Source organism: Streptomyces sp. NPDC102437 (genome assembly GCF_044765565.1).
Taxonomy (GTDB): Bacteria; Actinomycetota; Actinomycetes; order Streptomycetales; family Streptomycetaceae; genus Streptomyces.
Map to the genome: position 1 here is coordinate 60,598 of NZ_JBIWKI010000010.1, position 13,633 is coordinate 74,230.

Consider the following 13,633-nt stretch of genomic DNA (forward strand, 5'->3'; position numbering starts at 1 on the left):
TTCAGGCGGGAATTGTCACCGATCTTGAGGACATGGAGTTTCGTGCACACGCTGAATCTGGGAATCCTGGCGCATGTCGACGCGGGTAAGACGAGCCTGACCGAGCGGCTGCTCCACACCGCCGGCGTCATCGACGAGATCGGCAGCGTCGACAAGGGCAGCACCCGAACCGATTCTCTGGCGCTCGAACGGCAACGCGGCATCACGATCAAGTCCGCCGTCGTCTCGTTCGCCATCGACGGCACCACGGTCAATCTGATCGACACCCCCGGGCACCCGGATTTCATCGCCGAGGTGGAACGGGTACTGAGCGTGCTCGACGGCGCGGTGCTGGTCGTCTCCGCGGTGGAGGGCGTACAGGCGCAGACCCGCGTACTGATGCGGACGCTGCGACGCCTGCGCATTCCCACGCTCATCTTCGTGAACAAGGTCGACCGCGGCGGTGCGCGGTGCGACTCCGTCCTGCGGGACATCTCCGAGAAACTCGCCCCGGCCGTCGTCGCCATGGGGTCGGTCGACGCTCCCGGCGGCCGCGACGCCCGGTGCACGCCGTACGCCCACGCAGACGTCGGCTTCACCGACCGGCTGACCGAGCTGCTCGCCGACCACGACGACGCGCTTCTGGCCGCATACGTCGAGAACGCCGCGGCGCTCCCGTACGACAGGCTCCGCGAGGAGCTGTCGACGCAGACCGGGCGGGCGGCGGTGTATCCGGTGTACTTCGGCTCGGCGATCACCGGGACCGGGGTGGACGCACTGATCCACGGGGTCACAGAGCTGCTCCCGGCGAGCCGGGGTGATGCCGACGGGCCGGTCTCGGGCACCGTCTTCAAGGTGGAGCGCGGACCGGGCGGCGAGAAGACGGCGTACGTCCGGATGTTCTCCGGCACGGTGCGGATCCGCGACCGGCTGCCGTTCGGACGGGGCGACGGGCGCGCCGAGGGCAGGGTGACCGGGATCAGCGTCTTCGACCAGGGCTCGGCCGTCCGAGGGGCGGCGGTCCCGGCGGGCCGGATCGCGAAGTTCCAGGGGCTCGACGGCATCCGGATCGGTGATCCGGTCGGCGAACCGGACGCGGCCCCGCCGGGCCGGTGGTTCGCCCCGCCGACGCTGGAATCGGTGGTGGTCCCCATCCCTCCGGCGAGCCGGGGTGAACTGCTCTTCGCGCTCGCGCAGCTCGCCGAACAGGACCCGCTGATCGATCTGCGGCAGGACGACATCCGTGAAGAGGTGTCCGTCTCGCTCTACGGCGAAGTGCAGAAGGAGGTCGTCCAGGCGACGCTGGCCGACGAATACGGAATCGGCGTCACCTTCCGCGAGACCACGACGATCTGCCTGGAGCGGCCGAAGGGCAGCGGAGCAGCGTACGAGATCATCGATCAGGGCGGGAATCCGTTTCTGGCGACCGTCGGTCTGAGGGTCGACCCCGCCCCGGTCGGCAGCGGTATCGCCTACCGGCTGGAGGTGGAGCTCGGATCGATGCCCTTCTCCCTGATGAGGGCGGTGGAGGAGACGGTGGGGGAGACCCTGCGGCAGGGCATTCACGGCTGGCAGGTCACCGACTGCGTCGTGACCATGACGCATTCCGGTTACTGGCCCCGCCAGAGCCATTCCCATGCCGTTTTCGACAAGAGCATGTCGAGCACCGCGGGGGACTTCCGGAATCTGACCCCGCTGGTCCTGATGAGCGCTCTGATGGAGGCCGGCACCACCGTGCACGAGCCGATCCACCGGTTCCGTCTGGAACTCCCGGCGGAGCTGCTCGGCCCGGTCCTGCCCGTACTCGCCCAGCTGCGCGCCGTCCCCGGGACACCGGCCGTGCACGGTTCCCTCTGTGTGCTGGAGGGCGAGATCCCGGCGGCCCGCGTCCATGAACTCCAGCAGCAGCTGCCGGCCCTGACGCGTGGCGAAGGGGTCCTGGAGTCCGAGTTCGCCTCCTACCGGGCGGTCGCCGGCACGGCCCCGGACCGGCCGCGCACCGACCGAGACCCGCTCAACCGCAAGGAGTACCTGCTGCGCACGGCACGCAGGGTCGGCTGAGGGGGCCGGTCCGCAGGGCTACAGGGGCGACGGGGCAAGCGGCGGTCCCACGCCGCCCCGTCGCCCTGCGGACCGCCCTCAGTTCAGCAGCGACCGGGCGGCCCGCGCCCGGCGGCGGATCGCCTCCGCGGCCGCGGGCTCCACCTCGGCGACCACGTCCGCGTACTCCTCCATCTCCGCCGCACCGCGCAGGAACTGCCCGCTCTGTACGAGCAGCTGGGCGCGCTCGTACCGCAGCCTGGCGGGGTGCGAGGGGAGCAGCAGCGACAGGTCCACCGCCCACAGCGCCACGTCCGTGCGCTCCGGACGGGCCGCCGCCCAGGCCCTGATGTTGTTCAGGATCCGCAGCACGATCTCCAGCGGCCGGGCGGGCACCAGCATCGACTCCTCCAGCGGCTCCCCGGTGGCCCCGGCCACCAGCAGCTCCGCGTCCTGCCCGGTCATCGGACGGCCGCCGTCGAACGGATCGGCCAGCACCCGCTCGGCCGGATCGCCGAACCCGACGACGAAATGACCGGGCAGCGCCACCCCGTACACCGGGGCGCCCGCCCGCCGTGCGACCTCGATCCAGACCACCGACAGCAGGATCGGCAGCCCGCGACGCCTGCGCAGCACCTCGTGCAGCAGCGACGACTCCAACCGCTGGTAGTCCGCCGACGAGCCCGCGAAGCCGTACCTTTCCCCGAGCAGCTCGGCCAGCGCCGAGGCCCACGCCCGGCCGCCCCGCACCCCGTACGGAAGCCGGCCCGCCAGCTCGTCCAGCTCGATCTGCGCCGCGTCGATCCCGTTCGCGTCCAGCGCCGGATCGGCCACCGCGCCCAGCAGCAGGCAGAGCAGCGCCAGGTCCGGCCGTTCGGCGCGCGCCTCCTCGGCGAACCGGCGGCGCAGCTCGTCCAGGTCCGGGCGCCCGGCGGGTTCAGAGTTCATCGGGTCCGTCCGCCTCCGTCACGCCCGTCCGTCCCCGTCACGCCGACCGGAAGTGGTGGTAGAGGTGGTGGACCGCGAACCCCATGCCCTCGTACATCGCCCGCGCCCCCTCGTTGTCCGTCTCCACCTGGAGCCAGGCCGCGGAGGCGCCCTCCTCCAGGGCCCTGCGGGCGAGCGCGCTCATCACGGCGGAGGCGAGCCTCCGGCGCCGGTGTGCCGGATCGACCTCGACGGCCATGAAGCCGGCCCAGCGCCCGTCCACCACGCACCGCCCGATCGCGGCGGGCGCCGCGCCCTCCTCGTCGCCGGGCACCGAGGCGAACCACACCGAGGGGCCACCGCGCAGAACCGCCAGGACGTGCGGTCCCGGGGTCTCGAAGCGCTGGTAGCGGGAGAGCCAGGTCTCGTCGAGGTCCCGGCTCAGCCGCACCCGGGACACGTCCGCGTCCAGATCGCCGACCGGTGCGAGCCCGGCGGTGCGTACCTCCGCCGTCACCTCGCGGTGCCAGCCGCGCTCCTCCAGCTCCGCGCAGAGCAGCTCCTGGGTGTCCTCGGCGCCGGTCGCGGTCTGGATGTACGCGGGCAGGTCCCGTGCCCCGTACCACTGCCGGACGTGCCCGAGCGCCTCGTCGAGCGGGACGCCCGGATCGCCGAGCGGCAGCACGGAGTTGGCGCGCCGGGTGAACCCCCGCGCGGCGCGCAGCCGCCAGTCGCCCAGCGGTTCGCTCTCCACCGGCTGCCAGGCACGGGCGAGGACGGGCGCGAGCTCTTCGAAGGAGGCCGCCGGACCGCGCCGCCGGGCCGGAGCGGGGGGCACGACCTTGCCGGCCACCAGAACCGATTCCGGGATGCGGACCGATTCACCGCTCTTCGGTGTGATCGAGAGCACACCGTCGTCCCACGATGTGAGAACCCCTACCGTGTCGGCAAACGTCGCTCCTTGTGGGGCCGTCTCGCACACACGCCGGACTGATACCCGTTTGCCCACGTCAGCCGGTGTGATTCGGACCTCGAGCTGTCCGCCGATGGTGAATTCCACAGCTCTGTACGCCCCTCCTGTTCGGTTCGTGCCCCGGAACGGAGATACTAGGTGCGGGCATCGACGACGCCGCGCTCCCGCGCGAGAGCCAACGCCCTACCGAGGAGGAACGACAGCGTGACCTACGTCATCGCGCAGCCTTGTGTCGACGTAAAGGACAAGGCCTGCATCGAAGAGTGCCCCGTCGACTGCATCTATGAGGGCCAGCGGTCCTTGTACATCCACCCGGACGAATGCGTCGACTGCGGAGCCTGTGAGCCGGTGTGCCCGGTCGAGGCGATCTTCTACGAGGACGACACCCCGGAGGAGTGGAAGGACTACTACAAGGCGAACGTCGAGTTCTTCGACGACCTCGGGTCGCCCGGTGGTGCCTCCAAGCTGGGCCTGATCGAGCGCGACCACGCGTTCATCGCCGCGCTGCCGCCGCAGAACCAGTAGCCGGCGGCCGGCACGTGCGCAGCCCCGGTCCCGTACGGCTCGTCACCGTGCGGGACCGAGGTGTTTCCACGCCCGGGTGACGAGCGGCCCGAGACCCCTCGCGTGTCCCGCGTGACCCCCGTACGAGAAAGCAGAGTTCCGTGTCCGCAGTCTCCTCCCGTCTCCCGGTCTTCCCCTGGGACAAGCTCGCGCCCTACAAGTCGACGGCCGGGGCCCACCCCGACGGCATTGTGGACCTGTCCGTCGGCACGCCCGTCGACCCGGTGCCCGAGCTGGTCCGGCAGGCGCTCGCAGCCGCTGCGGACAGCCCCGGCTATCCGACGGTGTGGGGGACCACCGAGCTGCGTGACGCGATCACCGGGTGGGTGGAGCGGCGGCTCGGCGCGGTCGGGGTGACGCACCACAACGTCCTGCCGGTCGTCGGCTCCAAGGAGCTGGTGGCCTGGCTGCCGACCCAGCTCGGTCTCGGCGCGGGCGACAAGGTGGCCTACCCGCGCCTCGCCTACCCGACGTACGAGGTGGGCGCCCGGCTCTGTGGCGCCGAGCCCGTGGTCTACGACGACCCGACGGAGCTGGACCCGGCCGGGCTCAAGCTGCTCTGGCTCAACTCGCCGTCCAACCCGACCGGCCGCGTCCTGGCCAAGGACGAGCTGATCCGGATCGTCGCCTGGGCCCGCGAGCACGACGTGCTGGTCTTCAGCGACGAGTGCTACCTGGAGCTGGGCTGGGAGGCCGAACCGGTCTCCGTGCTGCACCCGGACGTCTGCGGCGGTACGTACGAGGGCATCGTCGCCGTCCACTCGCTCTCCAAGCGCTCCAACCTGGCCGGCTACCGGGCGGCCTTCATCGCGGGCGACGCGGCGGTCCTCGGCGAACTGCTGCTGATCCGCAAGCACGGCGGCATGATGACGCCCGCCCCGGTCCAGGCCGCGACGGTCGTGGCGCTCGGCGACGACGAGCACGTGGCCGAGCAGCGGACCCGGTACGCGCAGCGGCGCGAGGCCCTGCGCACGGCGCTGGAGGCGCACGGCTTCCGGATCGAGCACAGCGAGGCGAGCCTCTACCTGTGGGCGACGCGCGACGAGCCGTGCTGGGAGACCGTGGCCTACCTGGCGGAGCTCGGCATCCTGGTGGCGCCGGGCGACTTCTACGGACCGGCCGGCGACCACTTCGTACGGGTGGCCTTCACGGCGACGGACGAGCGGGTGGCGGCCGCGGTCAAGCGGCTGGGCTGAGACAACCCGGCCGCACACGCGAGCCGGCGGGACATGCGAGGGGCCTCGGGAGTGCGCACTCCCGAGGCCCCTCGCGTATGGGATGTGCCGGCCGGTGGCCGGCGCGGGTCAGCCGCCGATCGGCAGGCCCTGGGTGGGCAGGCCGCCCTGGGTGGCGGTACCGGCGGCCTCGCCGACGAGCCGGCCCGCGGCGCCGCCCGCGGCCTTCTGCACGGCGGGGGTGGTCTCGGCACCGGCCTTGCCCACGGTCCTGGTCGCGGCCGGGAGCGTGGTCCCGACGATCCTCCCGCCGGTGTCGCCAGCCACCTTGGTGTCCTGCTGGGAGGCGCCGTCGACCGTCTTGCCGAGACCGGCGCCGTCGACGGTGGTCAGACCGCCGAGCTCCGGGGCCTGCGGGAGCTCCGCGGCACCCGCGGCTCCGGCCGCACCGACCACGGGAGCGGTACCCGCGGCGATCAGCAGCGCGGCACGGGCGATCCGGCGGGTCAGGGGGAGGGACATGATGCTCCTTCGACAGGACGAGAAATGGGTCTGTCCGTTGATCGGACGCAATGACAACCGTCGGAAGGGCAGGGGAGGTTGCGGTGGGGCGAGGTAAAGAGTCGGTAATGCGTCACATGATGTGCAATGGATGAATCCGGGCAAACGCAGCATTCCCGGGAGGGTCAGTGAACCGTCACTTCCCTTCTGCGGGAAGGGAACCGAGGTGCGGGGAGGGGATTGCGGGAGGTGTTGTCCGACGGGGGTGCCCGGAGGGGTTCGGATGACACCTCCGGGTGATCGTGCGAACTAGCGAGCTAGCTTGATCCGCACCTTGGTGGTGCCCGATTCATTGTGCTCCGTCCGCCAGCCCGACCCGGCCTCCCACACCTGGCCCGCGTACGAGACCTCGCCCAGGCGGAGCGCCTCGGACTGCGCGACCGCCCAGTGCGCCAGCTCCCAGCCGCGCCGGGCCGAGCCCTCGTCCTCGGAAGCCCGGGGCGCCGGCACGGGCACCGAGACCGTGCTCGTCGCCGCCGCTCCGGCGGCGCCCCCGCCGCCCTCGGGAGCCGTCCGCGCCGCGGGCAGTACGTCCTTGCCGAAGGCGCGCACCAGTTCCGCCCGCACCTTCGCCGAGTCGGCGCTCGCCGCCGTCGCCCGCGGCGGCGCACAGTTCAGCGCGGCCGGGGCACGACCGGTCAGCGCGGCCGCCAGCAGGGCCGCGTCCGGCTCGTGCTTCGCGTAAGCCTGCGGGAAACCGCTGCGCTGGACCCGCTGCGCGGCGACCGTGAGCGGCAGCCGCGAGTAACCGGGGACCTCGGCCAGATGCCGGTAGAACTGCCCGGCGGAGTAGACCGGGTCCAGGATCTGTTCCTCGGTGCCCCAGCCCTGCGAGGGACGCTGCTGGAACAGCCCCAGCGAATCCCGGTCACCGTGCTCGATGTTGCGCAGCCCGGACTCCTGGAGAGCGGTCGCCAGCGCGATCGTCACGGCGCGCTCCGGCATCCCGCGCGAGGTGCCGACCGCGGAGATCGTCGCGGCGTTGACCGCCTGTTCCGGACTCATCCGGTACGTACGGCCCTTGCCGTCCGAACCGTCCGCGGACCGCACGACGCATCCTTCGACGACCTGGCTGCCGGTTATGTACTGAACGGTCAGATAGCCGCCGAGCGCGGCGAGCACGACAAGGGCCGCCGCGATGCGCAAGGGGCGGCTGCGGCCGGTGTGTCGGCGGGCGGGGGAGACGGTCCGGGGCACGGGCCCACCGTACTGGAGCGCCCGGCCGGGGCCGAGGGCCCAGGGCCTGACCGGCGGATCAGGGCCTGTCCCTTAGGGTCGGTCCCATGCCCGAAACCACACTTGACCTCACCCTGGACGGCCCGGAGCTCACCGCCCGGCTCGTCGACTTCCCGTCGGTCAGCGGTCAGGAGAAGGACCTCGCCGACGCGATCGAGGCGGCGCTGCGCACCCTCCCGCACCTGACCGTCGACCGGTACGGCAACAACGTCGTGGCCAGGACGAACCTGGGCCGCGCCGAGCGGGTGGTGCTCGCCGGGCACATCGACACCGTCCCGATCGCCGACAACGTGCCGTCCCGGCTCGACGGGAACGGGGTGCTGTGGGGCTGCGGCACCACCGACATGAAGTCGGGCGTCGCCGTCCAGCTGCGGATCGCCGCGACCGTGCCCGAGCCCAACCGCGACCTGACCTTCGTCTTCTACGACAACGAGGAGGTCGCCGCGCACCTCAACGGGCTCGGCCACATCGCCGACGCCCACCCCGACTGGCTGGCGGGCGACTTCGCGATCCTGCTGGAAGGCACCGACGCCGAGGTCGAGGGCGGCTGCCAGGGCACCCTGCGGGTCTTCCTCCGTACGGAGGGGGAGCGGGCCCACTCCGCGCGCGGCTGGATGGGATCCAACGCCATCCACTCCGCCGCCCCGATCCTGGCCCGCCTCGCCGCGTACGAACCGCGCCGCCCGGTCATCGAGGGCCTCGAATACCGCGAGGGCCTGAACGCGGTACGGATCGAGGGGGGCGTCGCCAACAACGTCATCCCGGACGCCTGCACCGTCGTGGTCAATTTCCGGTACGCGCCCGACCGGACCGCCGAGGAGGCGCTGGCCCACGTCCACGAGGTCTTCGCGGACTGCGGCGTCGCCGAATTCGTCGTGGACGACCACTCGGGCGCGGCCATGCCCGGCCTCTCGCACCCGGCGGCCAAGGCGTTCATGGCGGCGGTGGGCGGCACCGCCCGGCCCAAGTTCGGCTGGACGGACGTCTCCCGCTTCGGTTCCCTCGGTGTCCCCGCGGTGAACTACGGACCGGGCGACCCGATCTTCGCCCACAAGCGGGACGAGCACGTGGTGGTCGAGCGGATCACCCGGTGCGAGGAGCGGCTCCGCTCCTGGCTCACCTCCTGACCCCTGGCATTCCCCTGTCCGTAAGCTCCGTCGATCTACCCTGACCTGACAACGGATGGTCATCGGCAGATGGCCGTCGATCGTCGTCGGAGGGAGCAGGTCATGGGCAACCCCGAGGGAGCACGCGTACCCGAGGAGCAGCGGCTCGGGCCGGTGCTGCGCCGCAGGGAACAGGTGCAGCCCGGTACCACCGACCAGCGGCTGCTGGACACCGAGGGCGACTCCGAGTGGGTGCACACCGATCCCTGGCGGGTGATGCGCATCCAGTCGGAGTTCGTCGAGGGATTCGGTGCGCTGGCCGAACTGCCGAGCGCGATCAGCGTCTTCGGTTCGGCCCGCACCCCGGCCGGCGGGCCCGACTACGAGGCGGGCGTACGGATCGGCAAGGCCCTGGTGGAGGCCGGCTTCGCGGTGATCACCGGAGGCGGGCCGGGTGCGATGGAGGCGGCGAACAAGGGGGCGCGGGAGGCGAAGGGCGTCTCGGTCGGACTCGGCATCGAGCTGCCCTTCGAGTCCGGCCTCAACCCGCACGTCGACATCGGCGTGAACTTCCGCTACTTCTTCGTCCGCAAGACGATGTTCGTGAAGTACGCGCAGGGCTTCGTCGTACTGCCCGGCGGGCTCGGCACCCTGGACGAACTCTTCGAGGCGCTCACCCTCGTCCAGACGGGCAAGGTCACCCGCTTCCCGATCGTGCTGTTCGGCACCGCGTACTGGAGCGGTCTCGTGGACTGGCTGCGGGACACGGTGGTGGCGCAGGGCAAGGCGTCCGAGCACGACCTGCTGCTGTTCCACGTCACCGACGACGTGGACGAGGCGGTCGACCTCGTGACGAAGGAGGTCGGCCGGTAAGGGCTGTCCGGGGTGCGGGGCCCGTCGCAGGGCCCCGCACCGCCCCGCTCAGGCCAGGCCGCGCCGTGCCACGGCCGGCTCCCGGTGCCCCGCGATCGACGCCACCATGTCCAGCACCTGCCGGGTCTCCGCCACCTCGTGCACCCGGTACACCTGCGCCCCCAGCCACGCGGAGACGGCCGTGGTCGCCAGCGTCCCGATGACCCGCTCCTTCACCGGACGGTCGAGCGTCTCGCCGACGAAGTCCTTGTTGGACAGCGAGACGAGCACCGGCCAGCCGGTCTGCGTCATCTCACCGAGCCGCCGCGTCGCCTCCAGGGAGTGCCGGGTGTTCTTCCCGAAGTCATGCCCGGGGTCGATCATGATCCGGTCGGGCCGCACCCCGATCTCCACCGCCCGCTCGGCCAGCCCCACGGTCACCCGCAGGATGTCCGCCATCACGTCCTCGTACGCGATCCGGTGCGGCCGGGTCCGCGGCTCCGCGCCGCCCGCGTGCGTGCACACCAGGCCGGCGCCGTACCGCGCGGCGACCTCCGCGAGCTTCGGGTCGACGCCGCCCCACGCGTCGTTCAGCACATCGGCGCCGGCCTCGCAGACCGCCTCGCCCACGTCGTGGCGCCAGGTGTCGACGCTGATCACCACGTCCGGGTGGCGGCGGCGCACCTCCGCGACGAACCCCACCGTGCGGCGCGCCTCCTCCTCGGCGGTCACCTCCTCGCCCGGACCCGCCTTCACGCCCCCGATGTCGACGATCGCCGCACCTTCCGCGATCGCCTGCTCGACCCGGGCGAGCGCCGGTTCGTCCCGGAAGGTCGCACCCTGGTCGTAGAAGGAGTCCGGGGTACGGTTCACGATCGCCATGATCACCGGCTCGTGCGCACCGAATTCGCGCCGTCCCAGCCTGAGCGCACCGCTTCGCATACCGCGTTTCTCCTTCGCCGGATCTCCATGTGAGTCACCTGCGACCCTAAGGGCTGTCCGGGCGGCCACCGGTTGTCGGCGGCGCATGGCACGATCGGACCCGGACAGGTTTCCGCTCCCGGGGAGATGCGCGTGTTCTGGTTCTTGCTGGCGACGATGGTCGTGGTCGTGGCCGCGGTCACCCTAGCGGTGGTCGGTGGGGGGAAGAGCGCCGTCCTGCAGGACGTGGCTCCCGAGCAACTGACCGACCCGCTGCCCGAGACGAGACCGGTCGGCCGCGCGGACGTCGACGCGCTGCGCCTGCCGGTGGCCGTGCGCGGCTACCGGATGGCGGACGTCGATGTCGCGCTGAGCCGGCTCGGTGCCGAGCTCGCCGAGCGGGACGCGCGGATCGCGGAGCTGGAGTCGGCGCTCGCCGGTGCCCAGGCGACCGCGGTCGGCGGACCCGATCTGATCAAGCCGCCGAAGGAACAGCCGCCACAGACGTGGGAGCTGCCCGAGGACCGCCCGAGAGCGCCGTGGGAGGCGCCAGGACCGGACCCGCGGCGGACCGGGCACCCCGGAGAGGAGCCCCAGGAATGAGCGGAGCCGAAACGGCCCCGGACGGCGGCCTGCGCTGCCCGTGGGGGCTCTCCACCGAGGACTACCTCGCGTACCACGACACCGAGTGGGGCCGCCCCGTCCACGGCGACGACGCCCTCTTCGAACGGCTCTGCCTGGAGGCCTTCCAGTCGGGCCTGTCCTGGCTGACGATCCTGCGCCGCCGGGAGGGCTTCCGCTCCGCCTTCGCCGGGTTCAAGATCCCCGCCGTCGCGGAGTTCACCGACGCCGACAAGGAGCGCCTCCTCGCCGACGCCGGCATCATCCGCAACCGCGCGAAGATCGAGGCGACCCTCGCCAACGCCAAGGTGCTGGCGGGCTGGACGGACGGCGAGCTGGACGAGCTGATCTGGTCCCACGCCCCCGCCCCGGCCGGCCGCCCGGTCCCGCGCACCACCGAGGACATCCCCGCGGTCACCCCGGAGTCCACCGCACTGGCCAAGGACCTCAAGAAGCGCGGCCTGCGCTTCGTCGGGCCCACCACGGCCTACGCGCTGATGCAGGCGTGCGGCCTGGTCGACGACCACCTGGCCGACTGCGTGGCACGCGGTACGGGGGCGTAGCCCGGAGTTACCGGCCGAGGTACTTCGGCCGCTCCTTGTTCAGGAACGCCTGCACCGCGATCGTGTGGTCCTCGGACGCGCCCGCCCGGGTCTGGAGCTCGTCCTCCTTGTCCAGCGCCTCGCCCAGCGTGTGACCGGCGCCGTATGCCAGGGACTCCTTGAGCGCGGCGTACGCCACCGTGGGGCCGGACGCCAGGGTGCGGGCCACGGCCGCGGCCTCGGCGGCCAGGTCGGCGGCGGGCACCAGCTTGTTCACGATGCCCAGCTCATGGGCGTCCTGCGCGGAGATCGAGCGCGGGAAGAGCAGCAGATCGGCGGCGCGGCTCTGCCCGATCAGGCGCGGCAGCGTCCACGAGACGCCCGAGTCGGCGGTGAGGGCCACGCCGGCGAAGGAGGTGTTGAACGAGGCGGTGTCGGCGACCACTCGGTAGTCGCAGGCGAGCGCGAAGCCGAAACCGGCACCGGCGGCGACGCCGTTGACCCCGGCGACGACCGGCTTGGGCATCTCGGTGATGGCCCGCACGATCGGGTTGTAGTGCTCCTGCACGGTGCTCAGCGCGTTGCCGCTGCCCGATTCGCGGGTGCTTTCGAGCGTGGCCACATGCTCCTTCAGATCCTGGCCGACGCAGAACGCCCGCCCGGTCGCGGTGAGCAGCACGGCGCGTACGGCGGTGTCGGCCGCCGCGGACCGCAGCGCGTCCCGCAGCGCCACCTTGGCCGCGGTGTTCATGGCGTTCATCGCCTCGGGACGGTTGATCGTGATCGTCGCGAGTCCGTCACTGACTTCGTGGAGCACGCTGTCCGCCATGTGGTCGGCCATTTCGTTGTCCCCTTCGCACCTCGGGCAATGCCTGTCCAGGCAAGCATGGCCGACTCGGGCGGGAGCCGATATGTGACCTGCGTCTAACAATTGCGCTCCGATGCGGGGGTGCGGGTGGCGGAGTATCGCAGGCCGATCGCCGAATTGGGTGGTTTTGAGAGAGCGCGTTGCGCAAGCGATGCAGACCGATGTTGGTCATCGGGGTCTGTGATGCGGGATAATGGCCTGGAAGCAATGTGTTCGATGCCGGTGACACAGCGCCTGTCATGGGGCCGCCGGTTGCGATGAGCTGGTTTCAGGAAGGGGAACGAGCATGGCGGCCATGAAGCCGCGGACGGGCGACGGCCCGCTCGAGGTGACAAAGGAGGGGCGGGGCATCGTCATGCGCGTTCCGCTCGAAGGCGGCGGTCGGCTTGTCGTGGAGCTGACTCCGGACGAGGCCGATGCACTCGGCGATGCCCTCAAGAAGGTCGTCGGCTGAGCAGAGGCGCCCACACTTCAGCACTGCCCCGGCACGGAGTCCGTGCCGGGGCAGTGCTGCGTCCATGACCGTTCACGACTGTTCGCGGCCGTTCACGGCCCGGATGGGCCGGCGCGGCCTTGAGGGCCTCAGCCCCTGCGCACCGCGCACAGCAGCCCGTCGCCCACCGGCAGCAGCGTCGACAGCAGCTCCTGGCTCTCCCGCACCGCGCGCAGCAGCTCCCGAAGGCGTAGCACCTCCGCGGACTGGGCCGCGGAATCGACCGTACGGCCGTCCGCGAAGACGCCCTCGAAGCAGACCAGGCCGCCGGGGCGCAGCAGGCGCAACGATTCAGCGAGGCAGTCCAGGCTCTCCAGCCGGTCGCCGTCGCAGAACACGAGGTCGTATCCGCCGTCCGCGAGCCGGGGCAGTACGTCCAGGGCGCGGCCGGGAATGAAGCGGGCACGGTTGGCGGCGAACCCGGCGGCCCGGAACGCCTCGCGGGCGAACTGCTGACGCTCGGGCTCCGGGTCGACCGTGGTCAGCACGCCGTCGGGCCGCATTCCGTGCAGCAGATAGAGACCGGACACGCCGGTCCCGGTACCGATTTCGGCCACCGCTTTCGCGTCCGTCGTGGCAGCGAGCAAGCGCAGCGCGGCGCCGGTACCTGGCGACACCGAGCGGAGCCCCGCCTCCCGGGCCCGGTCCCGGGCCCAGTGCAGTGCTTCGTCCTCGGCGACAAAGGCGTCGGCGAACGCCCAGCTCGTCTGCCGGTTGGCGGTAATGACCCTCTCCTGTCCCCGTAGTTGGCGCAACGGTGACTGTATCCGCTGCG

15 protein-coding genes are annotated in these 13,633 nt (G+C 71.7%); 8 read left to right on the top strand and 7 right to left on the bottom strand.

The annotated features are described in order from the left end of the window. Positions 1-42: 42 nt before the first annotated feature. Positions 43-2,040, top strand: a complete 1,998-nt coding sequence (locus ACIRJP_RS14930; RefSeq protein ID WP_404172986.1) for a GTP-binding protein — start codon at positions 43-45, stop codon at positions 2,038-2,040. 78 nt (positions 2,041-2,118) lie between these two features. On the opposite strand, the gene ACIRJP_RS14935 is transcribed toward ACIRJP_RS14930, so the two are convergent. Continuing rightward, positions 2,119-2,967 carry a tetratricopeptide repeat protein gene (locus ACIRJP_RS14935; RefSeq protein WP_404172989.1) on the bottom strand — a complete coding sequence of 283 codons (849 nt, stop codon included), beginning with the start codon at positions 2,965-2,967 and terminating at the stop codon, positions 2,119-2,121. Between the two features lie 37 nt (positions 2,968-3,004). Further along, on the bottom strand, positions 3,005-4,006 hold the full coding sequence (locus ACIRJP_RS14940; protein ID WP_404172992.1) for a GNAT family N-acetyltransferase: 1,002 nt from the start codon (positions 4,004-4,006) through the stop codon (positions 3,005-3,007). A 117-nt stretch (positions 4,007-4,123) separates the two neighbouring features. On the opposite strand from ACIRJP_RS14940, the gene fdxA reads away from it, so the two are divergent. Both fdxA and dapC read left to right on the top strand, forming a co-directional pair. Then, complete coding sequence (gene fdxA, locus ACIRJP_RS14945; RefSeq protein WP_018956287.1) at positions 4,124-4,444, top strand: ferredoxin; 321 nt, start codon at positions 4,124-4,126, stop codon at positions 4,442-4,444. A 140-nt stretch (positions 4,445-4,584) separates the two neighbouring features. Then, complete coding sequence (gene dapC / locus ACIRJP_RS14950; protein WP_404172996.1) at positions 4,585-5,679, top strand: succinyldiaminopimelate transaminase; 1,095 nt, start codon at positions 4,585-4,587, stop codon at positions 5,677-5,679. 108 nt (positions 5,680-5,787) lie between these two features. On the opposite strand, the gene ACIRJP_RS14955 is transcribed toward dapC, so the two are convergent. Then, complete coding sequence (locus ACIRJP_RS14955) at positions 5,788-6,180, bottom strand: ATP-binding protein (RefSeq protein ID WP_404172999.1); 393 nt, start codon at positions 6,178-6,180, stop codon at positions 5,788-5,790. A 288-nt stretch (positions 6,181-6,468) separates the two neighbouring features. Next, positions 6,469-7,416, bottom strand: a complete 948-nt coding sequence (locus ACIRJP_RS14960; RefSeq protein WP_404173002.1) for a hypothetical protein — start codon at positions 7,414-7,416, stop codon at positions 6,469-6,471. A gap of 86 nt (positions 7,417-7,502) precedes the next feature. Here ACIRJP_RS14960 and dapE point away from each other — a divergent pair, with 86 nt between their 5' ends. Together dapE and ACIRJP_RS14970 are read left to right on the top strand one after the other, a co-directional pair. After that, positions 7,503-8,582, top strand: a complete 1,080-nt coding sequence (gene dapE / locus ACIRJP_RS14965; protein WP_404173005.1) for a succinyl-diaminopimelate desuccinylase — start codon at positions 7,503-7,505, stop codon at positions 8,580-8,582. Positions 8,583-8,684: 102 nt separating this feature from the next. After that, positions 8,685-9,434: a TIGR00730 family Rossman fold protein gene (locus tag ACIRJP_RS14970; RefSeq protein ID WP_388582797.1), complete on the top strand. Its 750-nt coding sequence runs from the start codon at positions 8,685-8,687 to the stop codon at positions 9,432-9,434. A gap of 48 nt (positions 9,435-9,482) precedes the next feature. On the opposite strand, the gene folP is transcribed toward ACIRJP_RS14970, so the two are convergent. Then, a complete protein-coding gene (gene folP / locus ACIRJP_RS14975; RefSeq protein WP_404173010.1) occupies positions 9,483-10,355 on the bottom strand; it encodes a dihydropteroate synthase in 873 nt (290 codons plus the stop codon). Between the two features lie 132 nt (positions 10,356-10,487). On the opposite strand from folP, the gene ACIRJP_RS14980 reads away from it, so the two are divergent. Continuing rightward, the gene (locus ACIRJP_RS14980) at positions 10,488-10,937 is read left to right on the top strand and encodes a hypothetical protein (protein ID WP_404173013.1); all 450 of its coding nucleotides are present in this window, start codon (positions 10,488-10,490) and stop codon (positions 10,935-10,937) included. Then, a complete protein-coding gene (locus ACIRJP_RS14985; protein ID WP_404173016.1) occupies positions 10,934-11,518 on the top strand; it encodes a DNA-3-methyladenine glycosylase I in 585 nt (194 codons plus the stop codon). Before ACIRJP_RS14980 ends, ACIRJP_RS14985 begins: the two co-directional genes overlap by 4 nt. A 7-nt stretch (positions 11,519-11,525) precedes the next feature. On the opposite strand, the gene ACIRJP_RS14990 is transcribed toward ACIRJP_RS14985, so the two are convergent. After that, complete coding sequence (locus ACIRJP_RS14990) at positions 11,526-12,338, bottom strand: enoyl-CoA hydratase/isomerase family protein (protein WP_404173019.1); 813 nt, start codon at positions 12,336-12,338, stop codon at positions 11,526-11,528. A gap of 313 nt (positions 12,339-12,651) precedes the next feature. Here ACIRJP_RS14990 and ACIRJP_RS14995 point away from each other — a divergent pair, with 313 nt between their 5' ends. Next, complete coding sequence (locus ACIRJP_RS14995; protein ID WP_003966491.1) at positions 12,652-12,819, top strand: DUF3117 domain-containing protein; 168 nt, start codon at positions 12,652-12,654, stop codon at positions 12,817-12,819. Positions 12,820-12,947: 128 nt separating this feature from the next. On the opposite strand, the gene ACIRJP_RS15000 is transcribed toward ACIRJP_RS14995, so the two are convergent. Next, positions 12,948-13,613 (bottom strand): O-methyltransferase, encoded by a 666-nt coding sequence (locus tag ACIRJP_RS15000; RefSeq protein ID WP_404173022.1) that lies wholly within the window; start codon positions 13,611-13,613, stop codon positions 12,948-12,950. Positions 13,614-13,633: the final 20 nt, after the last annotated feature.